Source organism: Gellertiella sp. DMC107, from assembly GCF_056313605.1.
In genome coordinates, this window is record NZ_JBQUZZ010000003.1 from 181,767 (window position 1) to 206,637 (window position 24,871).

The 24,871-nt window shown below is 60.8% G+C and carries 19 protein-coding genes; 9 read left to right on the forward strand and 10 right to left on the reverse strand.

Going from position 1 to position 24,871, the window contains the following annotated elements:
* Positions 1-118 precede the first annotated feature (118 nt).
* Both ACT54B_RS11650 and ACT54B_RS11655 read left to right on the forward strand, forming a co-directional pair.
* Entirely contained in the window at positions 119-970 is an 852-nt protein-coding gene (locus ACT54B_RS11650; protein ID WP_476045065.1) for a calcium-binding protein, read from the forward strand.
* A gap of 109 nt (positions 971-1,079) precedes the next feature.
* The gene (locus ACT54B_RS11655) at positions 1,080-1,778 is read left to right on the forward strand and encodes a DUF502 domain-containing protein (RefSeq protein ID WP_476045066.1); all 699 of its coding nucleotides are present in this window, start codon (positions 1,080-1,082) and stop codon (positions 1,776-1,778) included.
* Here ACT54B_RS11655 and recG read toward each other — a convergent pair.
* The gene (gene recG / locus ACT54B_RS11660; protein ID WP_476045068.1) at positions 1,764-3,869 is read right to left on the reverse strand and encodes an ATP-dependent DNA helicase RecG; all 2,106 of its coding nucleotides are present in this window, start codon (positions 3,867-3,869) and stop codon (positions 1,764-1,766) included. The two genes, ACT54B_RS11655 and recG, sit on opposite strands and share 15 nt — an antisense overlap.
* Positions 3,870-3,965: 96 nt before the next feature.
* On the opposite strand from recG, the gene ACT54B_RS11665 reads away from it, so the two are divergent.
* Both ACT54B_RS11665 and mfd read left to right on the forward strand, forming a co-directional pair.
* Positions 3,966-4,289: an FAD assembly factor SdhE gene (locus ACT54B_RS11665; protein WP_476045070.1), complete on the forward strand. Its 324-nt coding sequence runs from the start codon at positions 3,966-3,968 to the stop codon at positions 4,287-4,289.
* A 6-nt stretch (positions 4,290-4,295) separates the two neighbouring features.
* Entirely contained in the window at positions 4,296-7,799 is a 3,504-nt protein-coding gene (gene mfd, locus ACT54B_RS11670) for a transcription-repair coupling factor (RefSeq protein ID WP_476045071.1), read from the forward strand.
* A gap of 3 nt (positions 7,800-7,802) precedes the next feature.
* On the opposite strand, the gene ACT54B_RS11675 is transcribed toward mfd, so the two are convergent.
* Positions 7,803-8,591: a crotonase/enoyl-CoA hydratase family protein gene (locus tag ACT54B_RS11675; protein WP_476045073.1), complete on the reverse strand. Its 789-nt coding sequence runs from the start codon at positions 8,589-8,591 to the stop codon at positions 7,803-7,805.
* Positions 8,592-8,679: 88 nt separating this feature from the next.
* Here ACT54B_RS11675 and ACT54B_RS11680 point away from each other — a divergent pair, with 88 nt between their 5' ends.
* The gene (locus tag ACT54B_RS11680) at positions 8,680-9,264 is read left to right on the forward strand and encodes a TetR/AcrR family transcriptional regulator (RefSeq protein WP_476045074.1); all 585 of its coding nucleotides are present in this window, start codon (positions 8,680-8,682) and stop codon (positions 9,262-9,264) included.
* A gap of 45 nt (positions 9,265-9,309) precedes the next feature.
* Here the strand turns inward: ACT54B_RS11680 and ACT54B_RS11685 are convergent, their stop codons facing one another.
* Together ACT54B_RS11685 and ACT54B_RS11690 are read right to left on the reverse strand one after the other, a co-directional pair.
* Positions 9,310-9,981 carry a DsbA family oxidoreductase gene (locus ACT54B_RS11685; protein WP_476045075.1) on the reverse strand — a complete coding sequence of 224 codons (672 nt, stop codon included), beginning with the start codon at positions 9,979-9,981 and terminating at the stop codon, positions 9,310-9,312.
* Positions 9,982-10,102: 121 nt separating this feature from the next.
* A complete protein-coding gene (locus ACT54B_RS11690; RefSeq protein ID WP_476045076.1) occupies positions 10,103-11,905 on the reverse strand; it encodes an extracellular solute-binding protein in 1,803 nt (600 codons plus the stop codon).
* 283 nt (positions 11,906-12,188) lie between these two features.
* Here ACT54B_RS11690 and ACT54B_RS11695 point away from each other — a divergent pair, with 283 nt between their 5' ends.
* Positions 12,189-12,830, forward strand: coding sequence for an invasion associated locus B family protein (locus ACT54B_RS11695; RefSeq protein ID WP_476045078.1), 642 nt, complete (start codon positions 12,189-12,191; stop codon positions 12,828-12,830).
* 72 nt (positions 12,831-12,902) lie between these two features.
* On the opposite strand, the gene hspQ is transcribed toward ACT54B_RS11695, so the two are convergent.
* Complete coding sequence (gene hspQ, locus ACT54B_RS11700; RefSeq protein WP_476045080.1) at positions 12,903-13,229, reverse strand: heat shock protein HspQ; 327 nt, start codon at positions 13,227-13,229, stop codon at positions 12,903-12,905.
* A gap of 171 nt (positions 13,230-13,400) precedes the next feature.
* On the opposite strand from hspQ, the gene ACT54B_RS11705 reads away from it, so the two are divergent.
* Both ACT54B_RS11705 and ACT54B_RS11710 read left to right on the forward strand, forming a co-directional pair.
* On the forward strand, positions 13,401-14,375 hold the full coding sequence (locus ACT54B_RS11705; protein ID WP_476045081.1) for a hypothetical protein: 975 nt from the start codon (positions 13,401-13,403) through the stop codon (positions 14,373-14,375).
* Between the two features lie 13 nt (positions 14,376-14,388).
* Positions 14,389-15,417: a TAXI family TRAP transporter solute-binding subunit gene (locus ACT54B_RS11710; protein WP_476045082.1), complete on the forward strand. Its 1,029-nt coding sequence runs from the start codon at positions 14,389-14,391 to the stop codon at positions 15,415-15,417.
* Between the two features lie 100 nt (positions 15,418-15,517).
* On the opposite strand, the gene glnA is transcribed toward ACT54B_RS11710, so the two are convergent.
* Together glnA and ACT54B_RS11720 are read right to left on the reverse strand one after the other, a co-directional pair.
* A complete protein-coding gene (glnA, locus tag ACT54B_RS11715) occupies positions 15,518-16,927 on the reverse strand; it encodes a type I glutamate--ammonia ligase (RefSeq protein ID WP_476045083.1) in 1,410 nt (469 codons plus the stop codon).
* 65 nt (positions 16,928-16,992) lie between these two features.
* Positions 16,993-17,331 (reverse strand): P-II family nitrogen regulator, encoded by a 339-nt coding sequence (locus ACT54B_RS11720; RefSeq protein WP_183366094.1) that lies wholly within the window; start codon positions 17,329-17,331, stop codon positions 16,993-16,995.
* A gap of 324 nt (positions 17,332-17,655) precedes the next feature.
* Here ACT54B_RS11720 and ACT54B_RS11725 point away from each other — a divergent pair, with 324 nt between their 5' ends.
* Positions 17,656-19,161 (forward strand): NAD(P)H-hydrate dehydratase, encoded by a 1,506-nt coding sequence (locus ACT54B_RS11725; RefSeq protein ID WP_476045084.1) that lies wholly within the window; start codon positions 17,656-17,658, stop codon positions 19,159-19,161.
* On the opposite strand, the gene ACT54B_RS11730 is transcribed toward ACT54B_RS11725, so the two are convergent.
* From ACT54B_RS11730 to uvrA, 3 genes are all read right to left on the reverse strand, one after another.
* Entirely contained in the window at positions 19,158-20,810 is a 1,653-nt protein-coding gene (locus ACT54B_RS11730; protein WP_476045085.1) for a Na/Pi cotransporter family protein, read from the reverse strand. The genes ACT54B_RS11725 and ACT54B_RS11730 overlap by 4 nt on opposite strands.
* A gap of 199 nt (positions 20,811-21,009) precedes the next feature.
* Positions 21,010-21,819, reverse strand: coding sequence for a DUF72 domain-containing protein (locus ACT54B_RS11735; RefSeq protein WP_476045086.1), 810 nt, complete (start codon positions 21,817-21,819; stop codon positions 21,010-21,012).
* Between the two features lie 27 nt (positions 21,820-21,846).
* On the reverse strand, positions 21,847-24,765 hold the full coding sequence (gene uvrA, locus ACT54B_RS11740; protein WP_476045087.1) for an excinuclease ABC subunit UvrA: 2,919 nt from the start codon (positions 24,763-24,765) through the stop codon (positions 21,847-21,849).
* Positions 24,766-24,871 lie beyond the last annotated feature (106 nt).

Consider the following 24,871-nt stretch of genomic DNA (forward strand, 5'->3'; position numbering starts at 1 on the left):
GACGCAACTACAACTGCCCGAAACCGGCTTGAGCAGGCCGCGTTGGACTAGTCCAGCGCGGCCGCTGTGTGTTTGCCGATAAATTGTTTTAAATGGCATCGATTCAGGAGGGATGCCGATGGTGCAGTTTATCGCGAGCAAGAGTTTCAACTACGGCAATTTCAGCCTGTCAGGGATGTTTGGCGCAGGCACGACGGCAACGGCGGACAACTTCCTGTCGATCGGCGGAACCCGATATTTCCACACATTCGTGTACGACAATGCGAGCGGTCAGGATTTTGCGGCAAGCGGTGCAAGCACGTTGCAGATGACCGGATTCGGATATCTTCGCGGACCGGTCAATGCCCTTTCCGCAGGACTGCATGACGATGCTGCGGGCTTGTTCCGGAGTGACTGGACCCTGAAGGGCCTCGCTCTTGACGGGGCGACACTGGCACGGGTGGCGGCCTCTGCCACCAGAGCCGACGACGCAAACCTTCTCAAGGCCATCTTCGCGGGCAATGATACGATCAGCCTGTCCAGAGACAACGACATCGTGTCAGGCTTTGCCGGCGATGACCGCATTTATGGCGGCGCCGGCAACGACTCGCTCGCCGGCGATACCGGCAACGACCTCCTGAACGGGGGCATGGGGGCTGACCGGCTGTTCGGCGGCGCGGGTAAGGACTATTTCGATTTCAACGCGATTTCTGAATCAACCGTGGCCGTTGCCGGCCGCGATACGATCTTCGATTTCGTCCGGGGTTCCGACAAGATCGATCTGACTGGCGTCGATGCGAATGTCCGCGTCGGCGGCGATCAGCAGTTCGTCTACCATTTGGCAAGCGCTCACCATGGCTATGATGTCTGGTACGTGAAATCTGGCACCGACGTCGTCGTTTATGCGGATGTCGATGGCCTCGCGGGCGCAGATTTCTCCATTCTGGTCAAGAATGTATCGGCACTGTCCGCTTCGGACTTTCTTCTCTGAAACGAAGGTGGGTGCAGGCAGCGGCAACTGCGCCCTTGCATGTCCCGGTTCGATCCTGCATTGTCGGCGTAGCATCTTCTAACCACCGGATGAGGAGAGTTTCCTTCCGATGGAGCCTTCAATTCAGCGCGAAAGCTTCACAACCCGGCTTCGGAACAATTTTCTGACCGGGTTGATCATCTGTGCGCCGATGGCAATCACCATCTGGCTCACCTGGACCTTTATTCACTGGGCCGACAGCTGGGTGAAGCCCTATATTCCTGTCCGCTACAACCCGGAAAGCTATCTGAAATTTGCGATTCCCGGCTTCGGCCTGCTGATCGCGGTGGTTTTGATTACTGTCGTCGGGCTGCTCGGCAAGAACCTCATCGGGCGCAGCGTCGTGGATTTCGGCGAGCGGCTGGTGCATCGCATGCCGCTGGTCAGCTCCATCTACAAGGGTGTGAAGCAGATCTTCGAGTCGGTGCTGAAGGAACAGTCGACCTCGTTCAAGAAGGTCGGACTGATCGAATATCCGAGCCCTGGGCTCTGGTCGCTGGTTTTCATTTCCGGGGAGCCGAAAGGTGAGCTTGCCGTCCGTTTCAACGAATTGGGGGAAGAGGTCGTTGCGGTATTCCTGCCGCCGACGCCCATCCCGACGGCCGGATTCCTGATCTATGTGCCGAAGCGGAAGATCGTGATGCTGGACATGAGCCCCGAGGATGCCGCCAAGGTTCTCTTGTCGGCGGGTCTGATCACGCCGGATTATATGCCCAAGGTCGTGCCGCAAATAATGGATACGGCACCGGCTGGTTCAACCAGCTCTTAGGAAACGGATCGCCTCGTCGCGTCGGTGCAGATAGAGAAGGGCGCGCAGCGCCTCACCGCGCGGTGACACGAGATCGGGATCCTTCTCGAGGACATAGGCGGCGTCCTTGCGCGCCACTTCCAGCAGGTCTGCATGGGCTTCCAGGCTGGCAATCCGGAAACCTGGCGTTCCGGACTGGCGTGTTCCCAGCAATTCGCCTTCGCCGCGCAGCTTGAGATCCTCTTCGGCAATGACGAAACCGTCTTCCGTGTCCCGCAGGATCGAAAGCCGTGCCTTGCCGGTTTCGCCGAGCGGCCCCTTGTAAAGCAGGATGCAGGTGGAGGCCTCGTCGCCGCGCCCGACACGGCCCCGCAACTGATGGAGCTGCGCAAGGCCAAATCGCTCGGCATGTTCGATGACCATGATCGTCGCGTCCGGTACATCGACGCCCACCTCCACGACGGTGGTTGCCACCAGAAGGCGGGTTTCGCCGGCCTTGAAGGCCTGCATCACCGCATCTTTTTCCGGACCGGTCATGCGGCCGTGCACGAGACCGATCGGGGCGCGTAATTCGCCTTGCAGGACAGCGAAGCGCTCTTCGGCGGACATCAGCTCCACCACATCCGATTCTTCCACCAACGGACAGATCCAGTAGGCTTTCTTGCCTTCGGAAAGCGCAGCGCGAAGGCGGTCGATGATTTCGCCGGTGCGTTCGGAAGGGACGGTGATCGTCTGGATCGGCTTGCGGCCGGCCGGCTTTTCCGTGAGTTTCGAAACGTCCATATCGCCGAAAGCCGCCAGCACGAGCGTGCGCGGAATGGGGGTCGCCGTCATGACCAGCATGTGCGGCGAGATGCCTTTCGCGGTCAGGCGCAATCGCTGGTGAACGCCGAAGCGGTGCTGCTCGTCCACGACGGCCATCAACAGGTTGCTGTAGGAAACCTGATCCTGAAAAAGCGCATGGGTGCCGATAATGATCTGGGCCTCCCCGGAAGCAATGCGTTGGAGGATCGCTTCACGCTCCTTGCCCTTCGTGCGACCGGTCAGCATTTCCACCCCAAGGCCCGCAGGCGCGGCCATCTTCGAGATGGTGGCGTGGTGCTGGCGGGCGAGGATTTCCGTCGGCGCCATCAGCACGGCCTGCCCGCCGGCTTCCACTGCGGCGGCCATGGAAAGCAGGGCAACCAGCGTCTTGCCGGAACCGACATCGCCTTGCAGAAGGCGGAGCATCCGCTGGTCGCTGGCCATGTCCTTCAGGATATCCCGGACTGCGGCGGCCTGACTGCCGGTCGGGCGGAAGGGAAGGGCGGCGAGGATGGCATCTGTGATTTTTCCCGTGGGGCGCACCGGCGTACCCGGCACCCGCCGGAGACGCTGCCGGACCAGCGACAGCGAGAGCTGACCCGCCAGAAATTCGTCATAGGCAAGCCGTCGGCGATGGGGTGCCTGCGGCTCGAGATCGATGCCGTCCCGGGGGCTATGGAGCTCGGTAAAGGCCTGTTTCAGGTCGGGAAATCCTTGGCGGCGCGCAAATTCCGCATCGATCCATTCAGGCAGCGATGGCACCCGCACGACCGCTTCGCCGACCGCGCGCCGCAGCACCTTGAGGGAAAGACCCGCCGTCAGGGGATAGATCGGCTCGACAAGCGGCATGTCTTCGGCTGCCGCCTCCCGCATGATGTAGTCGGGATGCACCATGCTCGGCCGGCCATTGAACCAATCGACCTTGCCGGAGACGATCACGGTTTCATCGAGCGGCAGCGCCTTTTCGAGCCACTGGGCATTGCCCTTGAAGAAAACCAGAGACAGCTCTCCCGTGTCATCATGCAGCATCACGCGGTAGGGCACATTGCTTTTTCCCCTTGGCGGGGGCTGGTGACGATCGACGCGCGCGGTGATCGTCACGACGACGCCCTGGGGCGCCAGGGCGATGCCCGGCTGGTTGCGCCGGTCTATGATGGAGGAGGGCGCATGGAACACGAGATCGACCACCCGCGCATCCTCCACATCCTCCTTGCCGAGCAGGCGGGCAATGAGGGCAGCGAGCTTCGGCCCAACGCCGGATAGCGATGTGACGGAGGCAAACAGGGGATCGAGCAATTGCGGGCGCATGATGCAGTAAATGCTATGGAAAATGCGTCCTTGGCAAGGCTGACAAACCATCCCGCAGGGGGTATAGAGGCGCAACCACAGCAAGGGATGGTTCATATGACTGGGCTTAGCCGCACGAGTGCCGATCTCGATCCCCGCAGGCGCCGGATTCTTTACCGGTGCTGGCATCGGGGCATCCGCGAGATGGACCTGGTGCTCGGCCAGTTCGCCGAAGCGGAAATTGCCGATCTCAGCGAGGAGCAGCTCGACGCGCTCGAGGTGATCATGGCGGAAGACGACCATGACCTCCTGTCCTGGGTAACCGGTGCGGCACCGACGCCCGAGCGCCACCATACGGAACTCTTCCGCCGTGTTGCGAGCTATAGTCCGGACTTCGACCCCGTGACGGTGACCGGCCGGAACGACAGACCGGGACAGTGAGAACCGATGATTTCTGGATTTGACGCGCGGAAGATCGCCGCGGCCGGCGAGCCTCTGACCCTTGCCAATGTCCCGGCCGGCATGGAGCCGCTGATTCTGGCCGAGCTTGCCCGTGCGGGCGCGCCTGTCGCCTTCATCATGTCCGATGGGCAGAGGCTTGCGGATTTCGAGCAAATGCTGGGCTTCATCGCGCCTGACATTCCCGTGCTGACGCTTCCGTCCTGGGATTGCCTTCCCTATGACCGGGTATCGCCGAGCGCAGACAATTCCGCCCGCCGGCTGGCCGCACTTTCCGGTCTGATCGCGCATGCCCGCAAGCCCCATCCGGCCATCGTGCTGACCACAGCCAATGCCATGTTGCAGAAGGTCGCACCGCGGGACGTGATCGAAAGCCTTGCCTTTTCGGCGCGGCCCGGAAATCAGCTGAAGATGGACGATATCGCGGCGCGGCTGGAACGGAACGGTTTCGACCGGGTGCCGACGGTGCGGGAAGTCGGGGAATATGCCGTGCGCGGCGGTATTCTCGATGTCTTCGTGCCGGGACAGGAAGAGCCGGTGCGCCTCGATTTCTTCGGCGACACGCTGGAGAGCATCCGCACCTTCGATCCGGCCAGCCAGCGCACGACAGGGCAGGCCCGCTCCCTCGATCTCAACCCGATGAGCGAGGTGTCGCTGACGCCGGACACGATTTCGCGGTTCCGCAGCCGCTATCTCTCCATGTTCGGCGCGGCCACCCGCGACGATGCGCTTTATGCGGCGGTGTCGGAAGGGCGCCGCTATGCGGGTCTCGAACACTGGCTTCCGCTCTTCTACGAAAAGCTGGAAACGGTATTCGACTATCTCCAGGGTTTCCGTATCGTCAGCGACCATACGCTGCGTGAGTCCGCCGAAGAGCGTTCGAAGCTGGTGCATGACTATTTCGAGGCGCGCCTGCAGGCGGGCGAGCAGAAAAAGGGGCAGATGGCCCAGGGCGCGCCCTACAAGCCCGTTTCGCCGGGCGAGCTCTATCTGGCTCCCCGGGATTTCAATGCGATGCTGGAAGCATTGGGCGCCCTTCGGCTGTCGCCTTTCAACGAGATGGATGCGGCAGGCCGCAAGGTTATCAGCATCGACGCGCAGACCGGCCCGCGCTGGGCCAAGACCCAGGCCGAGAATGCGGATGGCGAGCGGGCCAATGTCTTCGATCTTGCGGTCAAGCATATTGCCGAGCGCCGCGCCAAGGGCCGCAAGGTGCTCGTGACCGGCTGGACCGAAGGATCGCTTGACCGGCTGATGCAGGTTCTGAACGAACACGGGCTGGAAAAGGTCAAGCCGGTCAAGGCGCTCTCCGATCTGGAGCGCCTCGGCAAGGGTGAGGCGGCATCGGCGGTTCTCAGTCTGGAGGGAGGATTCGAAACCGGCAATCTCTCCATCATCGGCGAACAGGATATTCTCGGCGACCGCATGGTGCGCCGCTCCAAACGGCGAAAGCGCGGCGCGGACTTTATTGCTGAAGTCGCGGGGCTGGACGAGGGCTCGCTCGTCGTTCATGCGCAGCACGGCATCGGCAAGTTCATCGGCCTTCGCACCATCGAGGCTGCCGGCGCGCCGCATGCCTGCCTCGAGCTTCTTTATGCCGATGAGGCAAAGCTCTTCCTGCCGGTCGAGAACATCGATCTGCTCTCCCGCTACGGTTCGGATGGAAACGAAGCGGTGCTGGACAAGCTTGGCGGCGGCGCATGGCAGATGCGCAAGGCCAAGCTCAAGAAGCGCCTGCTCTACATGGCCGGCCAGCTTATTCAGGTCGCCGCCGCGCGCATGGTGCGCAAGGCGCCAGTGCTGGCCGCCCCGGACGGGCTATACGACGAGTTCTCCGCGCGCTTCCCCTATGACGAGACCGAGGACCAGTTGACGGCCATCGAGTCCGTGCGCGACGACCTGTCCCTCGGTCGACCCATGGACCGCCTCGTCTGTGGGGACGTGGGTTTTGGCAAGACGGAAGTGGCACTGCGCGCCGCCTTCCTGGCCGCCATGAACGGAGTGCAGGTGGCCGTGGTCGTGCCCACGACGCTGCTTGCCCGTCAGCATTTCAAGACTTTTTCGCAACGGTTCCGCGGTCTGCCGATCCGGCTGGCGCAGGCGTCCCGCCTCGTCACCGCCAAGGAGCTGGCGCTGACAAAGAAGGAACTCGCCGACGGAAAGGTCGATATCGTCGTCGGCACCCATGCACTGCTCGGCTCCGGCATCCAGTTTGCCAATCTCGGCCTGTTGATCATCGATGAGGAGCAGCATTTCGGCGTGAAGCACAAGGAGCGCCTGAAGGAGCTGAAGAGCGACGTGCATGTGCTGACGCTTTCGGCGACGCCGATCCCCCGTACGTTGCAGCTTGCCATGACCGGGGTTCGCGAGCTTTCGCTGATCACGACGCCGCCTGTCGATCGCATGGCGGTGCGTACCTTCATCTCGCCCTTCGATCCGCTCGTCATCCGCGAGACGCTGATGCGCGAGCACTATCGCGGCGGGCAGAGCTTCTACGTTTGCCCACGCCTTGCGGATCTTGAAGACATCCAGGCCTTCCTGCAATCGGACGTGCCGGAGCTGAAGGTCGCCGTTGCCCATGGGCAGATGCCGGCCGGCGAACTGGAAGACGTGATGAACGCCTTCTATGACGGCAAATATGACGTGCTGCTTTCGACGACCATCGTGGAATCGGGACTCGACGTGCCGACCGCCAATACACTGATTGTGCACCGGGCCGACATGTTCGGTCTTGCCCAGCTGTATCAGCTCCGCGGCCGCGTTGGCCGTTCGAAAATCCGTGCCTTTGCGCTCTTTACGCTGCCGGTCAACAAGGTGCTGACGGCGACGGCCGAACGCCGGCTGAAAGTGCTGCAGTCGCTGGATACGCTCGGCGCGGGCTTCCAGCTTGCAAGCCACGATCTGGATATTCGCGGGGCGGGGAACCTGCTTGGCGAGGAACAGTCCGGTCACATCAAGGAAGTCGGCTTCGAGCTTTACCAGCAGATGCTGGAAGAGGCTGTCGCCGAAGTGAAGGGCGACGAGGACGTGCAGGAAAGCGGCTGGTCGCCGCAGATTTCCGTCGGTGCGACCGTGATGATCCCGGAAGACTACGTGCCGGACCTGCATCTGCGCATGGGCCTCTATCGCCGCCTCGGCGAGATCGACGACCTGAAGGACATCGACGGTTTCGGCGCGGAGATGATCGACCGTTTCGGGCCGCTGCCCATCGAAGTGCAGCACCTGCTCAAGGTGGTCTACATCAAGTCTCTTTGCCGCGTGGCGAATGTGGAAAAGCTGGAAGCCGGGCCCAAGGGCGTGGTCATCCAGTTCCGCAATCGGGAGTTTCCCAATCCCGCAGCGCTGGTCGGCTATATCGGCAAGCAGGGATCGATGGCGAAGATCCGCCCCGATCATTCGGTCTTCCTGTCGCGGGATCTGCCGACACCGGAAAAGCGTCTCTCCGGCGCGGCTGTCATCATGACCCAGTTGGCCGGTCTGGTCGGCAGCTAAACCCTACACGCCGCGCCAATCCGGGGCGCGGCGCTCTTGCCAGGCCGCCAAGCCCTCCGCGAGATCGCGTGTGGGCACCATGCGCGCAAATTGCGCCGCCTCGACAGCCAGCCCTTCCGCGATGCTGTGGTTCAGCCCACGCGTGACCGCTGTCATCACCGTCGCAATGGCGAGCGATGAATGCCGAAGGATCCGCGCGGCCAAATCCAGGCTCCGCTCCATAAGCTCGGCATCGGGAACCACCGCGTTGACAAGCCCCAGCTCGAGTGCGCGGCCGGCGGAAAAATGCTCTCCGGTCAGCAGCAGTTCCATGGCGCGCTTACGCCCCGCGAGGCGGGGAAGGCGTTGCGTGCCGCCGAAGGTCGGCGGCATGCCGAGCCGGATTTCGGGCTTTGCAAAGACCGCCGATTGGGCCGCAAGGGAAAGCGGTGCCGCTTCGGTGATTTCGCAACCGCCGCCATAGGCAAGGCCGTTCACCGCTACGATCAAAGGCTTGGCATAGGACTCTATGCGGGCAGTCAATCGTTGCCCGCGGGCCAGGAACTTCTGCAGGGCCTCGTCCGTGCCCCGGGCCACGCTTTCGGCAAACTCGGGGATGTCTCCGCCAGCCGAAAAGGCGCGACCTGCGCCGGTGAGGACGATGGCGCGCAGATCGGGTGCGGTTTCCACCCGGTCGAGGAGGCCGAGCAATTCGTCGATCAGGTTGTAGGACAGGGCGTTCAGCTTTTCCGGACGATTGAGTGTCAGGATGGCGATTTCTCCACGCCGTTCGAACAAGACGAGATGTGTCATCGTAAATTCCTTTCCGTTTGGTTTTACGAGACAAATCTGACCAACGTAATGGCTTGTGTATACTCACTACCCGGTATACATAACCGGTATGAAAGCTCCATCTGATACCCGCCAGAAGATCATTGCCGCTGCCGCCGATCTCTTCTACGGCGACGGCATCCGTGCTGTCAGCATGGATGCGGTGGCCGAGCGTGCCGGCGTGACCAAGCGGACGCTCTATTACCATTTCGACAGCAAGGATTCCTTGATTGCCGCCTATCTGGCGGAACGGGACCAGCCCAATCTCGACCGGTTCCGCCTTTGGTTCGACAAGGCCGACGGTGCCGCGCCGGACCGGATAAGGGCCGTCTTCAACGGCCTTGCCCGTGCAGCAACAAATCGAAAATGGAGCGGATGCGGCTTTCTGAGGACGTCGGCTGAACTCGCCAACATGCCCGGTCACCCTGCCATTGTGGCCGCCAGGGAGCACAAGAAACGGGTGGAATCCTGGTTTGTCGACATCAGCAGCGCGTCAGGATGCGCCGAACCGGCAAAGGTTGGAAGGCAGCTCATGCTTCTGATGGATGGGGGCTTTGCAACCGTGCTGATGCATCGCGACCCAGACTATTTTCGGGAAGCGGGAAACCTTGCCGCTGCCCTGTTGGCCTCCGCGCAAAAAGCCGCCGGTCCCTGACGGAGCCGGCGGCCAGATCGTACTCAGATACGCCTGAGGTATCGGTCAGTTTGCCTTGGCCCGAGCCTCCGCCTTCATGCGGGCGATGTCACGCAACGCGCCAGCCAGCACATCCGGGGTCTGCGCGCCGGATATCGCATATTGCTGATCGAAGACCATGAAAGGCACCCCGGAAACACCCATTTGCTGGGCGGCGGCGATCTCGCCGCGGATCACATCCTTATCCGCATCGCTCGCCAGAAGCCGGGCGATCACGGCCCGGTCAAGGCCTGCCTTTTCTGCAATGTCGAGGAGGACGGCGTGGTCACCCACATTGCGACCTTCCTCGAAATTCGCCTTGAAAAGCGCCTGCGCCACCCGTCCTTGCATGTCCCGGCCTTCGGTGTGGGCCCACAGGAGAAGACGATGCGCGTCCATCGTATTCGGCCCGATGCTGATGGCATCGAAATTGAAGTGGATGCCCACCTGCTTGCCGAAATCGGTCAGCATGGCATGGGCGCGGTCCACATTCTCCTGGCCGCCGAGCTTGGCGGCAAGCGCACGCTTCTGGTCGACGCCTTCCGGCGGGTAATCGGGATTGAGTTGATAGGGGCGCCAATTGATTTCCACCCCAACGGTGTCCTGCACTTCGGCAATGGCGAGATCGAGCCTCGCCTTGCCCAGATAGCACCAGGGGCATACGACATCCGAAATGATGTCGATCACGATATTTTCCATGGGATGTCCTTTCCCGGCCAAATACGAGGCCTCTTATTCGACAGCTTACCCAAAAGAAAAACCGCCGTCCGTTCACTTTCGCGACAGGGGAGACTTTGTCTGCCCCCCTCGCGCCAGTCATTCACTGTGCACGCTGATCCCACCAAGTGGAGAGTTGCACACCATAAAGCGGCAGCTTCTCGGGATGACCGACCGTCTTGCGATAGGCAACCCGCTGCAGCGGCGAGAAGTAAAGTGGCACAACATAATGGCCAGAAAGCAGCAACCGGTCGAACGCACGGACGGCGGTCTGGAATTCCTCCGGAGAATGGGCCTTTTCCATCGCCTCGATCATGCGGTCAAGGTCCGGATCGTTGGCCCCGGCAAAGCTGTCGGCTCCCTGCCTGTCCCGCGCCGCCGAACTCCAGCGGCCCGACTGTTCAACCCCCGGCGAAAGCGAGGAGACATAGCCCTTCAGGATCATGTCATAGTCGAAGCTGTTGGTGCGGGACTGGTACTGGCTGTCATCGACCGTGCGGATGCTCGCGCTGATGCCGATGGCCTTCAGCGAACGCTGATAGGCGATAGCCAATTTCTCCTGGTCTGCATTCTGGGTCATGATTTCAAAGGCGAGGGGTTTGCCGGTGGTATCCACCATCTGGGACCCCTTGATCGTGTAGCCCGCCTCCTTCATGAGATCGACGGCCTGCCGCAACAGCTTGCGGTCCCGCCCTGACGCATCTGACACGGGAAGCTTGTACGTTCCATCGAGAATCGCCGGTTCGACCTTGGCAGCCGCCGGGCCGAGCAGCGCCTTTTCCGCGTCGCTTGCGGCCACTCCAAAACTGGAGAAGGTGGAATTCTGCCAGAAGCTCTGCGTGCGCTCATAGGCGTTGTCGAAGAGGTTCTTGTTGGCCCATTCGAAGTCGAACGCGAGGCTGAGCGCCTGCCTGACCTTCACATCCGCAAACATCGGCTTGCGCGTATTGAACACGAAGCCAAACATGCCGGAGGGCAGGGCGGGCTTGAACTCCGCCTTGACGATATCGCCATTCTTCACGGCCGGGAAATCATAAGCCCGCGTCCAATGGGTCGGGCTGCCCTCGGCATAGATGTCGACATCGCCTTTCTTGAATGCTTCGAAAAGCGCTGTGTCCTGGAGGAAGTACTGGACAGTAATCTGGTCGTAATTATCGAAGCCGATCTTCGACGGCAGGTCTTTGGCCCAATAGTTGGGGTCGCGCTCGTAGGTAATCGATGTGCCGGGATTGAGCGACTTGACCTTGTAGGGCCCGGACCCCATGGGCGGCTCGAGCGATGTCTGGTCAAAGCTTTCCACCTTGACCGCATGTTTGGGCAGGATGGGCGACATGCCGATCAGCAAGGGCGTTTCGCGATCGGCCTTTTCGTTGAAGGTGAAACGCACGCTGCGATCGCCCACTTTTTCCAGCCGCGCCACGCCATCGAGGCGCTTGGAGAAGGGCGTCCGCCCCTTGTCCCGCATGAGCTCAAACGAGAAGATGACGTCCTCTGGCGTCACGGGCTGCCCGTCAGACCATTTTGCCTTTGGATTGAGATTGAACTGGATGAAGGACCGGGCATCATCCCATTCCACGGTTTCCGCGAGGAGACCGTAAAGGGCAAAATTTTCATCGCGCGAGCGCTGCATCAGCGATTCGAAGACGAGGTTCCCATATTCCGGATCCCACATGCCGCGCGCCGTGGTACGCATGCTTTTCAGAATGAAGGGGTTGAGGCTGTCGAAGGTGCCGACCACGCCATAGCTGATCTTGCCGCCCTTTTTCACGCCCGGATTGACGTAAGGGAAGGCCGTGTAATCCGCAGGCAACGCCGCACTTCCGTGCATGGCTATTCCGTGGAGGGGTTCTGCGTGGGCAATCGTGCAAAAAAGCAATAAATACAGGGAAATGAAAAGCCGTTTCATGATCGTCGATCCGCTCGGTGGAGTATGATTCGAGCGAAATCGTATCATGAGCGTTTCAAATCCAACACGCCTGCCCGAAAACCGCAAGAAGCGCCCAAAAAGTCCTAAAGAAAGACTGGATATCCCTCCGTCGGCAATGTAACAGGAGGGCCGAAGCAGCAGGGTCATTCAATTGCCTCATTTGCCCCACAGGTGGTCTGGCAAGGCCCTAGAGCGACTGGTGAGGAGATATTCCGGCACCGCCGCGATGCTGGCGACAGGATTTCAGGAGACGGACATCGTTATGATCTTCAAGGCAGACAAAACCCTCAAGACGGCTCTTTCGGCGCTGGCGATTGCCACGGCTGCCGCTGCTGTGCCGTCCTTCGCTAACGCCCAGTCCGCAGCACCCGCTGCCGGTGCCGGACCGCTCGGCTGGTACAAGACCTGCGCCAAGCAGGAAGACAACGATATCTGCGCGGTTCAGAACATCCAGCGCGCCAATAACGGCCAGATGATCACGGCGGTTGGCCTGATCTCCGTGTCCGGCAAAGTCAATCGCAAGATCATGCAGGTCTCGGTCCCGTCCGCCCGCCTGATCCCCCCGGGCATCGTCATGCAGATCGATGGCGGCAAGGGTTCCAAGCTTGACTACGTCGTCTGCCTGCCGGACCGTTGCACGGCCGAAGTTCCGCTGACCGACGGAATGCTGTCTTCGATCCGCAAGGGTAACGAGATGGTTCTGACCTCGATGAACTTCCGTCGCCAGCCGAACCCGATCAAGATTTCGCTGCAGGGTTTCTCCGGCGTATTCGACGGTGAGCCGATCTCCGAATCCAAGCTTGCCGAAACCCAGCGTTCGCTGGAAGAAGGCCTGCAGAAGAAGGCTGAGGAAGCACGCAAGAAGCTCGAGGAAGCCCAGAAGAAGGCCACTCAGGCTCAGTAATCTCGCTCTGTCGACACAAACGAGAAAGCCCGGCCTACGTGCCGGGCTTTTCCGTTGCAGACAGCGACCCGATCAATGGGCAGTGGTGAATTTCGGTTTGTAATGACCGAGTTGCCCTTCGAAGATCTGGCCGATGTTCGGATTGCGCAGGGGCTCTCCACTATCGTCATGAACCAGATTCTGCTCGGAGACGTAGGCGACATATTCGCTTTGGTCGTTTTCCGCGAGCAGGTGATAGAAGGGTTGATCCTTGGACGGCCTGACTTCCGCCGGAATGGCATTCCACCATTCCTCGGTATTGGCAAATTCCGGATCCACATCGAAGATGACGCCACGGAAGGGAAAGACCCGGTGGCGTACAACTTCACCTATTCTGAACTTGGCAAATCGTTGTTTCATGGGCACTTCCTTTCAATGACAATGTGGTGACACTCGAAGCGGACATCAAGGGTTTCCTTGGAAGAGGCCCTTGATTTCGATGGTTTTCAAGCGTTTGTGTATGCATGATTGCAAGCGGGCGGGCGGCAAAATCGTTCCGCGCAATCCTGACGATTATCAAGGGGGCATAATTTGGCCAATCAATGGGGCAGGGACGGCAATTCCGGCGGGCAAGGCGGCGGGGCTGCCGCGATCATCATCACCGGGGTTCTGGCGCTGGCTCTGGGACTGGGTGGCGGTTACGCCGGTGCACGCTTTCTCATCGACCGCGCCGAGCCTCCGGCAAAGCCGGCGACACCGCCGGCTTCCAGCGACGGTCCGCTCTATAAGCTCTACCAGGATGCGCTGAAGCAACGCGAGGATGCGATGCGGGATGCCGCTGAGCTGCGCACCGAACTGGTGCAATTGAAAAGCCGCGCGGCATCGGTAGAGGCCGAACTGAAGGCATTGCGGCTCAAGGCCACGGGCACGCAGGCCGATACGAGCGCGGAAGACGAGCTTCACCGTCAGATCGAGCTGGCAGCGGCCGAGCTTGCCAAGGTCAAAGACGATCTCGACCGGCAACAGAGCGCCAATGTAAGGCTCTCCCGGCAACGGGAGCAGGCCCTGCGCGAAGCCGGCGAGCTGAAGCTGAAGCTGTCCGACCTGACCGGACAGATGAATGCGCTGGAAGCGGCGAAAGAAAATGTGGAGCTTCACAGCCGGCAAACGGGAAAAGAACTGGAGGACGCGCGGAAATCCAACGAGCGGATCTCGGCCGAGCGCGACAGTCTCGCCAGAGACCTTGCTGCCGCCCGTCAACGGCTCGAGCAACTGGAGGCGGAGGCCCGGCAAGAAATCGCGACAGACCAGGCCGTTGAACAACCGGAGCCCGAACAGCCGGACGCACCCGGCGACCGCAAGGCTGGCCCCCGACCGGGCGATCGGGTTGCCGACGCCCTTGCGCGGGCCCCCGGCCTGAAATCGATCTCGTTCGCCGAGCGCCAGCGACTGGCGGAAACGCTGGAGGGCGGGGCTTGCATTACCGATGCCCTTGAGGACATTTTCGTGCGTGTCCCGGTTCTGACCTTGCGCAGCCTCATCCGAGACCTCGATAGCCCCTGCTGAAAGGATTTGCCTGATGATTTCGCGGCGACTGTTTCTCACCTCGCTTGCCGTTTCGCTCACATTGCCGGCAGCGGCGGCCGATGTGGAGCGGAGCATCATGACAGGAGGCCCGAAGGGGACCTATATCCAGATAGGCCGCGACATCGCCGGGCTCGCCGATCGCTGCGGCAAGCCGTTGAATGTGGTGGAAAGCGCCGGTTCCCTCGAAAACTTTGCCGCGGTGCGCAACCGGAAGAACACCCAGTTCGGGATCGTTCAGAGCGATGTCCTCGATTACCTGAAAACCTTCGAAGCGGAGGACAAGGAACTACAGAAGGCGGTGCGCGGTGTCCGCATCATGTTCCCTCTCTACAATGAAGAGGTGCATGTGCTGGCCCGGCGGGACATTGGGTCGCTGAAGGATCTGGCCGGCAAGACCTTCGCCGTCGGCAAGAAGGATAGCGGTACCTATCTGACGTCCTCCCTGATGCTCGACATTCTTCAGGTCAAGGGTGGGGAGCGTTTGCCGATCAACCCCGACGAGGCGCTTCCAAAGCTGCTTTCAGGCGAAATCGACGCCCTGTTCTACGTCGCCGGCGCGCCGGCCGCCCTCTTTGCCGGGGCGGAGATCGACCCGCAGAAGTTCCATCTCGTGCCGGTGAAAGAGGAGCCCCTGCTCGCCAGCTACATTCCGGCTCGCATCGAAGGCGGTACCTATCCGTTCCAGAAGGAGCCGGTGGATGCGGTGGCGGTCAAGGCGGTCCTGATGACCTTCGATTATGATGCCAAGGGGAAAGCCTACCAAAGGCAAAGCTGCACCGCAGTCGCGGATATCTCCAACCTCATCCTCACCCATCTCTCCGACCTGACGGCCAAGGGACATCCGAAGTGGAAGCAGGTGGATCTGACAGCCCTTCCGCCGGGCTGGAAGGTGGCCTCCTGTGTCAGGATGGGCATGCAGCCCGACTACGACCCGCAGTGCAAAGGCCAGGCTTCCAGCGGTTCGGAGGGGGAGAACGACGATTATTTGAAGCTTCTGAAGCAACGGCTCAGCAAACCCTGATCCTTCCGGCTTCCGGCAACAAAAAACCGGCCCATCGCAATGGGCCGGTTTTTTTTGAAAGAGACGGCTTCGCGTGAAGCCGTCCCGATCTTTCAGGTCATCAGACCGAGTAGTACATGTCGAATTCGACCGGGTGCGGGGTCATTTCGAAACGCATCACTTCGGCCATCTTCAGTTCGATGAAGGAGTCGATCTGGTCGTCGTCGAAGACGCCGCCGGCGGTGAGGAACTTGCGGTCCTTGTCCAGCGATTCCAGCGCTTCGCGCAGCGAGCCGCAGACGGTCGGGATCTTCTTGAGTTCCTTCGGCGGCAGGTCGTACAGATCCTTGTCCATGGCCTTGCCCGGATGGATCTTGTTCTTGATGCCGTCAAGACCGGCCATCAGCATGGCAGCGAAGGCGAGGTAGGGGTTGGCGGTCGGATCCGGGAAGCGGATTTCAACGCGCTTTGCCTTCGGGTTGGTGCCGAACGGAATGCGGCAGGAGGCCGAACGGTTGCGGGCGGAGTAGGCCAGCAGAACCGGCGCTTCATAGCCCGGGACCAGACGCTTGTAGGAGTTGGTCGACGGGTTGGTGAAGGCGTTCAGGGCCTTGGCATGCTTGATGATGCCGCCGATGTAATACAGGCAGTTCTCGGACAGGCCGGCATATTCGTCACCAGCGAAGGTCGGCTTGCCGTCCTTCCAGATGGACATGTGAACGTGCATGCCCGAGCCGTTGTCGCCGAAGATCGGCTTCGGCATGAAGGTTGCGGTCTTGCCATAGGCATTGGCAACCTGGTGCACGACATACTTGTAGATCTGCATCTTGTCGGCGTTGCGGACAAGCGCGTCGAACTTCACGCCCAGTTCGTGCTGTGCGGCAGCCACTTCGTGGTGGTGCTTTTCGACGACGACGCCCATTTCCGACAGGACCGTCAGCATTTCGGAGCGCATGTCCTGGAGGCTGTCGATCGGGGGAACCGGGAAGTAGCCGCCCTTGACGCGCGGACGGTGGCCGAGGTTGCCGGTCTCATAGTCGGTGTCGTCGTTGGACGGCAGTTCGGTGGAGTCGAGCTTGAAGCCGGTGTTATAGGGATCGGCCTTGTACTTGACGTCGTCAAAGACGAAGAATTCTGCTTCCGGGCCAACGAAAATGGTGTCACCGATACCGGATGCCTTCAGGTAGGCTTCGGCCTTCTTGGCGGTGCCGCGCGGATCGCGGTTATAGGCTTCGCCGGAAACCGGGTCCAGGATATCGCAGAGGATCACCATCGTGGACTGGGCGAAGAAGGGGTCCATGTGCACGGTGTCGAGGTCGGGCATCAGCACCATGTCGGACTCGTTGATGGCCTTCCAGCCACCGATCGACGAGCCGTCGAACATGACGCCGTCAGCGAACATGTCTTCGTCTACGCAGACGATGTCCATGGTCACGTGCTGCAGCTTGCCCTTGGGATCCGTGAAGCGCAGGTCAACGAACTTTACGTCGTTTTCTTTGATTTGCTTCAGAACGTCTTTTGCAGTCGTCATTTGACGTTTTCCTTGAGATTGTAAACAACGAGAGGGAACCCGAGCCGACACCGGCTCAGGCGGGATCAGATTGCGTCTGTGCCCGTTTCGCCGGTGCGGATGCGAATGACCTCTTCCACATTCGATACGAAGATCTTGCCATCCCCGATCCGTCCGGTTTGCGCCGCCTTGCGGATCGCGTCAATGACTGCTTCCGCATTTTCATCGGCAACGACGACTTCAACTTTCACCTTGGGGAGGAAATCGACCACGTACTCAGCGCCACGGTACAATTCCGTATGCCCCTTCTGGCGGCCGAAACCCTTGGCCTCGGTTACCGTGATGCCCTGCAGGCCTACTTCCTGAAGGGCTTCCTTGACCTCGTCGAGCTTGAACGGCTTGATGATGGCTTCGATCTTTTTCATGAGAAAATGTCTCTCCGCGTTCCGGTTAAAGCAGGCTTTGACCCGCTCGCCATTAACGAATGCACACCGCGTGCCAAACTTCGATTTGGTCCGAAAATTTATGATTTTTTTTCGAATAGCGGCAAGTGGCCGGATTTTCGGGCCTCTGGAGCCTCCCAATCCAAGTTTTTTACCCGAAATTGGCCCAGAAAGGCGTCTCGAGCGAAACGATGCGTGCAGTACAAAATATGAATGCCTGTACTTTGTGCAAATGCCTAATTATTCATCATGTGACCACCCTGGCGTCCGGTTGCAAAGCATCCGGAATGGCTTCAAATTGGGCTTATGCACACTTTACTGAACGACATTCTTTTGACACCCCGGGAGATGGGACAGGCGGATCTAGCGGCTGCTCGCTCCGGCATAAACAGTTTCGGATTGATGGAACGGGCCGGTCAGGCCGTGGCCGCTGCGGCGCTGCGGCACTTTCCCGAAGCGCTCCGTTTCGTGATCCTGTGCGGACCCGGCAACAACGGGGGCGATGGTTATGTAGCTGCGCGCGCGCTTGCTCAGTCCGGTGCGTCCTGTTCCGTATTTGCGCTCGGTGCAGCTGATCAACTCAAGGGCGATGCGGCGGAAGCGTGGCGACGGTGTCCCGTCCATGCAGAGCCGCTCTTCCATTACAGACCGTCTCCCGGCGATGTGGTGATTGACGCCGTCTTCGGCGCCGGCCTTGCCCGCGACGTTCCCGATGAACTCGCAAGCCTGATTTCGCGAATTGCCGATTGCGGCATTCCCGTCCTTGCGGTCGATCTGCCCTCCGGTCTGGACGGTTCCACGGGTCAGATCCGCGGCGCAGCCTTTCGTGCGACCCGAACAATCACCTTCATGACGCGCAAGCCGGGCCATCTGCTGCTGCCGGGACGAATGCTTTGCGGCCCAGTGGAGGTTTTCGACATCGGCATCCCCGGGCGGATCATCCGTTCCGAGGCGGGTGCGATCCGTCGCAATGGGCCCTCGCTGTGGCGGCTGCCGCGGACGGATGCCGGAAGTCACAAGTTTCGGCGAGGGCATCTCGCCGTGTTCAGCGGTCCAGCTGCGGCAACCGGTGCCGCCCGGCTTTCGGCCATGGCGGGCCTTCACGCCGGCGCCGGACTTGTAACGATCGGTGCCGAGCCGGCGGCGGTGGCCACACTTTCCGCCCATCTCACCGCAGTCATGATCCGCCCCTTGCCGGATCTTGCCGCGCTGAACGCGTGGGTCGCGGATCCGCGCCTGACAGCCTTTGTTCTGGGGCCCGGCTTTGGAGCTGGAAAGACCGCGCGGGATTTCGTCGAACGGATTGCGGGACGTCCCCTGGTTCTCGATGCAGACGGGATCAGCAGCTTTCGCGACAATCCAGACCAACTCTTTTCGCTTTATGACGACAATGCGGACCCCACATTGGTTCTGACGCCTCACGAAGGAGAGTTTGCAAGATTGTTTCCCGATCTTGCTGCGGAAGGGGAAGGCAAGGTCGAAAAGGCCCTTCAGGCCGCCCGCCGCTCGAAGGCCATCATCGTTTACAAGGGCGCCGACACCGTGATCGCCGCTCCGGACGGCCGCGTGCATATCAACGACAATGCCCCGCCATGGCTGGCAACAGCGGGTTCCGGCGATGTGCTCGCCGGTCTTATCGCAGGATTGATGGCGCAAGGCATGCCCGCTTTCGATGCGGCGGCTGCCGGTGTTTGGCTGCATGGGGCCGCAGGTGCAAAAGCGGGCGAGGGGCTGACGGCCGAAGATTTACCGGCCGCCATTTCCACTCTGTTCGCCGACCGGGAGGATGGTGAACGGCTTGGCGCCTTTTAAAGCAGGCGGCTCTGGCGCAGCATGCCTGCGCTTTCCAGCACGGGGTAGGCGATGGAAATCGCCAGCGAGTTGATTTCCTTGAGATCGCGGATCGTATCGATGTGAATGGAGCTGGAGTCATAGCTCGCCACATTGCCGTCGCGCAGCCGCTGCATATGCTTTTCCTCGCTCAAGCGCACCAGATTGCGCACCGCTTCCTTTTGCGCCACCAGCTGGCGGGCCTGTTCGACATCGGGATTGACGAGGAGATTGAACGCCATGCGGACATTCCGCACCACTTCGTCATGCATCTCCCGCAGTTCCTTCCAGCCTTCCGCCGAAAACTGGATGTCGCGGGCATGCTTCTTGCGGGCCCGCGTCAGCATGTTCTGGGAGATGATATCGGCGGTCTGTTCGAGCTTGATCGTGGCCCCCAGAAGGTCCTGGCACTGGGCCGCCGACTTGGGGTCGAGCGCTGTCTGGGAAATACGGGCCAGGTAAAACTTTATGTCCCGATGCAGCCGGTCAACCTCATCGTCCAGCGCCTCGATGCGAGCCATGCCCCTCTCGTCCGCCTTCTCGAAGACCTCCGGAATGCGGGTCAGCATCACCTCGATCTTGTCGCAGACCGCCATGACTTCACGCGTCGCATTGTTGATGGCCTGCCGGGGATTGGCAAGATCGGCGGGGCTGAGAGCCGAAATGCGGTCGTCCTGATTGGCCGCCTCGGTGGCCACCGGTTTTCCGAGCCAACCCTCGAGAGCTCTGGCCACCAGATGGCACACCGGCAAGCCGAGAATGATGACCGCGAGGTTGATGCTCATGTGGATCAGCACCACGGCATCGCCGGGTCCTGACGCGAAGATGTCCGGCGAGATCTTGAATACGAGCTGCAGAACGAGCGCCAGAAGGGTTCCGAAGCCACGGATGGCCACATTCCCGAGCGGTACCACGCGGGCGGCCGGCGCTTCGCTTCTCGTCAGCATCGCCCCGATGACCGCTCCGCCGAAATTCACGCCGAGCACCAGCGGAATCAGGAGTTCGTTGGTGAGCAGGTGCCGGTCGGCGAGCGAGGCAAAGAGGAGCACGGACGCCACGCTGGAATGAAAGGCCCAGGCCAGAAGCGCGGCGAGCAGAAATGCGGTGATCCAGTCCTTGGAGAGATAGTTGATGACGACCGGCAGCAGATCACTGTGCTTCAGCGGATCCGACGCCTCGCCGATGAGCCTCAGGGAGAGCAGCAGAAGCCCGAGACCGAAAAAGATGCGACCCAACTGGCGCCAGTCACGTTTTTCACTGGCGCGGAAACAGAGGGTGCCGAGCAGCATGAGCACCGGCACGAGCAGCGAGAGATCGTGCCGAAGCAGGCGTACGACGAAGGCCGAACCGAAGTCCGCCCCCAGAAGCGTCGCAATGCCGATGGTGGTGGAAATGTAACTGGAGGCCACAAATCCTGACACGATCAGGGCCACCGCCGTGGCGCTTTGCAGCCCGATGGCCATGAAGAAGCCCGCAATGGCTGCCGTCAGACGGTTGCCGATGGCGTGGCGCAGCTTTTCACGGAGCAGGTTGCCATAAGCCCGTTCCACTCCTGTCCTCACCATGCGGGTGGCCCACAGAAGAAGCGCCACAGCGCCTGCCAGATTGATGAAGACAATGGAACCGGTCATGCGGGTATCCTGAAAAGGGTGCGAGAAACGGCAAAGTCTATTTGCCTAAACACAATCGCATGACACTCCTATTTCCAGGCTTGCGTTGCGACGAGTCCTGCGTCTCTCATTACCCCATTCACGACATTGTCACAATTTACTAACCAGCACGTGCGTAGACGGCTAACAAAAATATTTGACCTCCAGGCGGCCAAACACCTTATTTAGCATCGATTATCGCTTGCAAATGCATGGCTCCCGCAGGTGCATTCACCTTTCCCTCCGTTATGAAGTAAGCGAATACATCTCTTGGTTGTTTTTTCGTCTTATACGTGGAATCGGCCAAGGGGAGACCGGACAGGGCTTCCCCTTCTGCGAGGGCGGCCAGGCGTTCGGCCCATTGAGCCATGCGCACCTCGTCATAGCAGAAAGGTTCGGCATCCGAGCCCGTCTGGAGGCGCAGATAGGTGAAGTCCGCGGTGACATCCGCCAACATGGGGTACTCGGCGTGATCGGCGATCACGAGGCCAATGCCATATTTCCGCAAAAGCGCCGCGAACTCGGGCACGCCGAAGCTCTCATGGCGGACCTCCACGGCGTGGCGCAGCGGAACGCCTGCCTGCGAGGCCGGAAGCAGTTTCATAAAGGCCTCGAAATCCTCGGGATCGAACTTCTTTGTTGCCATGAATTGCCAGAGGATCGGGCCGAGGCGATCGCCAAGCTCCGCAACGCCGGAATTCAGGAAGCGGGAGACGGATTCGCCCGCTTCCCCCAGCACCTTCTTGTTGGTGGCATAACGGCTCGCTTTGAGCGTGAAGACGAAACCGTCCGGCACTTCCGCAGCCCATCGGGCGAAAGTCTCCGGCTTCTGGGTGCTGTAATAGGTGCCGTTGACCTCGATCGTCCTCAACTTGCTGCTGGCATAGGCAAGCTCGTCCTTCGCCTTGAGTTTCTCAGGGTAAAAATGTCCCTGCCAGGGCTCGAAGGTCCAGCCTCCGATACCCACGCGCACTGTTCCTGATCGGGTCATATCGCTCCTCCCGAGCGTTCTATCGGTTCATTCCGCCGCAGCGCGGCGGGCTGGCCGCCGCTCCAGAAGCTCCTTGAGGAACTGGCCCGTATAGGAGCGGGGCTCGTCGACGATCTTCTCCGGCGGCCCGCAAGCGACAAGCTCGCCGCCGCCATCGCCCCCTTCAGGTCCGATATCGAGGATCCAGTCGGCGGTCTTGATGACTTCGAGATTGTGCTCGATGACCACGACCGAATTGCCCTGATTGACCAGTTCATGCAACATTTCCAGCAGCTTCGCGACGTCGTGGAAGTGCAGGCCGGTCGTCGGCTCGTCCAGAATATAGAGCGTGCGGCCGGTCGAGCGCTTCGACAATTCCTTGGCTAGCTTGACGCGCTGCGCCTCGCCACCCGAAAGCGTGTTCGCCTGCTGGCCCACCTTGATATAGCCGAGCCCCACATCGGAGAGCGCCTGCAGCTTGTCGCGCACCGCGGGCACGGCCGCAAAGAATTCCACGCCTTCTTCCACGGTCATGTCCAGCACGTCGGCAATCGACTTGCCCTTGAACTGCACATCCAGCGTTTCGCGATTGTAGCGCTTGCCGTGGCAAACGTCGCAGGTCACGTAGACGTCCGGCAGGAAGTGCATTTCGATCTTGATGACACCATCGCCCTGGCAGGCCTCGCACCGCCCACCCTTCACGTTGAAGGAGAAGCGGCCCGGCTGATAGCCGCGCGCCTTCGCCTCCGGCAGACCGGCGAACCAGTCGCGGATCGGCGTGAAAGCGCCCGTATAGGTCGCCGGGTTCGAGCGCGGGGTGCGGCCGATCGGCGACTGGTCGATATCGATGACCTTGTCGATATGCTCGAAGCCATCGATGCGATCATGTTCTGCGGGATTTTCGCGCGCGCCCATGACGCGGCGTGCGGCGGCCTTGTAGAGCGTTTCGATCAGGAACGTGGACTTGCCGCCACCTGAAACACCCGTCACAGCGGTGAAAAGGCCAAGCGGGATCGCGGCCGTCACATTCTTCAAATTGTTGCCGCGGGCGCCGATAACCTTGATTTCCTTGCCCTTCTTCGGCTTGCGCCGTTCGGCCGGAACGGCGACGCCGAGCTCACCGGAAAGATACTTTCCCGTGAGAGACTTCGGATTGTCCATGATCTGCCGTGGCGTACCCTCGGCGACAATCTGGCCGCCATGGATACCGGCAGCCGGGCCGATATCGACAACGTGGTCAGCGGTCAGGATCGCGTCCTCGTCATGTTCGACGACGATGACCGTATTGCCGATATCCCGCAGATGTTTCAGGGTTTCGAGCAGCCGGGCATTGTCGCGCTGGTGCAGACCGATGGACGGTTCATCCAGGACGTAAAGCACGCCCGTCAGTCCCGAGCCGATCTGCGAGGCGAGACGAATGCGCTGGCTCTCGCCGCCGGAGAGGGTGCCGGAATTTCGCGACAGGCTGAGATAATCGAGCCCGACATCGTTGAGGAAGCGCAGCCGGTCACGAATTTCCTTGAAGATGCGGACGGCGATCTCGTTCTGCTTGGCGCTCATCTTTGCCGGCAGTTCCTCGAACCAGTCCCGGGCAGTCCGGATCGACATTTCCGTCACCTGGCCGATATGCAGACCCTGTATCTTGACCGCGAGGGCCTCCGGCTTCAGGCGGAAGCCGTTGCAGGCCGGGCAGGGTGCCGCCGACATGTATTTCTCGATTTCCTCGCGCGACCAGGCGCTGTCGGTTTCCTTCCACCGGCGCTCGAGGTTCGGAATGATGCCTTCGAAATTCTTGGTCGTCTTGTAGCTGCGGGCACCGTCCGCATACTGGAATTCGATCAGCCGCTCCGTTCCGTTCAGGATCACGTCCTTCGCCTCTTCCGGCAGGTCGTTCCATCGGCTGCCGAGCTTGAAACCATAGGCCTTTCCGAGCGCTTCCAGCGTCTGGTTATAATAGGGCGAGGTGGATTTGGCCCAGGGCGCAATCGCCCCATCGCGCAAGGTCCGCTCCGGCTCCGGCACGATCAGCGCCGGATCGATCTTCTGCTGTGAGCCGAGGCCGTCGCAGGTCGGGCAGGCGCCGGCCGGATTGTTGAAGGAAAACAGCCGGGGCTCGATTTCGGGAATGGTGAAGCCGGATACCGGGCAGGCGAATTTTTCCGAGAAAAGCACCCGTTCATGGGTTTCGTTCAGCGATTTGTTCGCAGAACCTCCGGCCGCGGTATCCTCAGCCGCCAGGGGCTTGTCGGCAAATTCGGCGACCGCCAGGCCGTCGGCGAGCTTGAGGCAGGTTTCGAGACTGTCCGCCAGGCGGGCGGCGATATCCTTTCGCACCACGACACGGTCCACCACCACATCGATGTCGTGCTTGTACTTCTTGTCGAGGGCAGGGGCTTCCGCGATCTCGTAGAACTGGCCGTCCACCTTGACGCGCTGGAAGCCCTTCTTCATCAGCTCGGCGAGTTCCTTCTTGTACTCGCCCTTGCGGCCGCGAACCATGGGCGCAAGAATATAAAGGCGCGTGCCTTCCTCCAGATCGAGAATGCGATCCACCATCTGGCTGACGGTCTGGCTTTCGATGGGCAGGCCGGTCGCCGGCGAATAGGGCACGGCGGTGCGGGCGAAAAGCAAACGAAGATAGTCGTAGATCTCCGTCACCGTGCCGACCGTCGAGCGGGGATTGCGCGAGGTGGTCTTCTGCTCGATGGAAATCGCCGGCGACAGGCCGTCGATCTGGTCGACATCCGGCTTCTGCATCATTTCCAGGAACTGGCGCGCATAGGCGGACAGGCTTTCCACATAGCGGCGTTGGCCTTCCGCATAGATCGTATCGAAAGCGAGCGACGACTTGCCCGAACCGGACAGTCCGGTCATCACAATCAGCGAGTTACGGGGCAGATCGAGATCGATGCCCTTCAGATTGTGTTCGCGCGCGCCGCGTATGGAAATCGTCTTCAGTTCGCTCATCGTCTTCGCTCGGGCTATCGGCTTTTGGATTAGGAAGCCTCTATGTAGTGATCACGTCGGCGCTGTCGAGCGGGAAAGCGACAGCAGCGGCAGGAAATCGATTCGG

Coding starts and splice junctions, on each gene's coding strand:
- ACT54B_RS11655 (WP_476045066.1), top strand. CDS start 1,080: ATGGAGCCTTCAATTCAGCGCGAAAGCTTCACAACCCGGCTTCGGAAC.
- ACT54B_RS11690 (WP_476045076.1), bottom strand. CDS start 11,905: ATGAAACGGCTTTTCATTTCCCTGTATTTATTGCTTTTTTGCACGATT.
- mfd (WP_476045071.1), top strand. CDS start 4,296: ATGATTTCTGGATTTGACGCGCGGAAGATCGCCGCGGCCGGCGAGCCT.
- hspQ (WP_476045080.1), bottom strand. CDS start 13,229: ATGAAACAACGATTTGCCAAGTTCAGAATAGGTGAAGTTGTACGCCAC.
- ACT54B_RS11730 (WP_476045085.1), bottom strand. CDS start 20,810: ATGACCGGTTCCATTGTCTTCATCAATCTGGCAGGCGCTGTGGCGCTT.
- ACT54B_RS11735 (WP_476045086.1), bottom strand. CDS start 21,819: ATGACCCGATCAGGAACAGTGCGCGTGGGTATCGGAGGCTGGACCTTC.
- recG (WP_476045068.1), bottom strand. CDS start 3,869: ATGCGCCCGCAATTGCTCGATCCCCTGTTTGCCTCCGTCACATCGCTA.
- ACT54B_RS11720 (WP_183366094.1), bottom strand. CDS start 17,331: ATGAAAAAGATCGAAGCCATCATCAAGCCGTTCAAGCTCGACGAGGTC.
- ACT54B_RS11665 (WP_476045070.1), top strand. CDS start 3,966: ATGACTGGGCTTAGCCGCACGAGTGCCGATCTCGATCCCCGCAGGCGC.
- ACT54B_RS11695 (WP_476045078.1), top strand. CDS start 12,189: ATGATCTTCAAGGCAGACAAAACCCTCAAGACGGCTCTTTCGGCGCTG.
- ACT54B_RS11725 (WP_476045084.1), top strand. CDS start 17,656: ATGCACACTTTACTGAACGACATTCTTTTGACACCCCGGGAGATGGGA.
- ACT54B_RS11675 (WP_476045073.1), bottom strand. CDS start 8,591: ATGACACATCTCGTCTTGTTCGAACGGCGTGGAGAAATCGCCATCCTG.
- ACT54B_RS11685 (WP_476045075.1), bottom strand. CDS start 9,981: ATGGAAAATATCGTGATCGACATCATTTCGGATGTCGTATGCCCCTGG.
- glnA (WP_476045083.1), bottom strand. CDS start 16,927: ATGACGACTGCAAAAGACGTTCTGAAGCAAATCAAAGAAAACGACGTA.
- ACT54B_RS11650 (WP_476045065.1), top strand. CDS start 119: ATGGTGCAGTTTATCGCGAGCAAGAGTTTCAACTACGGCAATTTCAGC.
- ACT54B_RS11710 (WP_476045082.1), top strand. CDS start 14,389: ATGATTTCGCGGCGACTGTTTCTCACCTCGCTTGCCGTTTCGCTCACA.
- uvrA (WP_476045087.1), bottom strand. CDS start 24,765: ATGAGCGAACTGAAGACGATTTCCATACGCGGCGCGCGCGAACACAAT.
- ACT54B_RS11680 (WP_476045074.1), top strand. CDS start 8,680: ATGAAAGCTCCATCTGATACCCGCCAGAAGATCATTGCCGCTGCCGCC.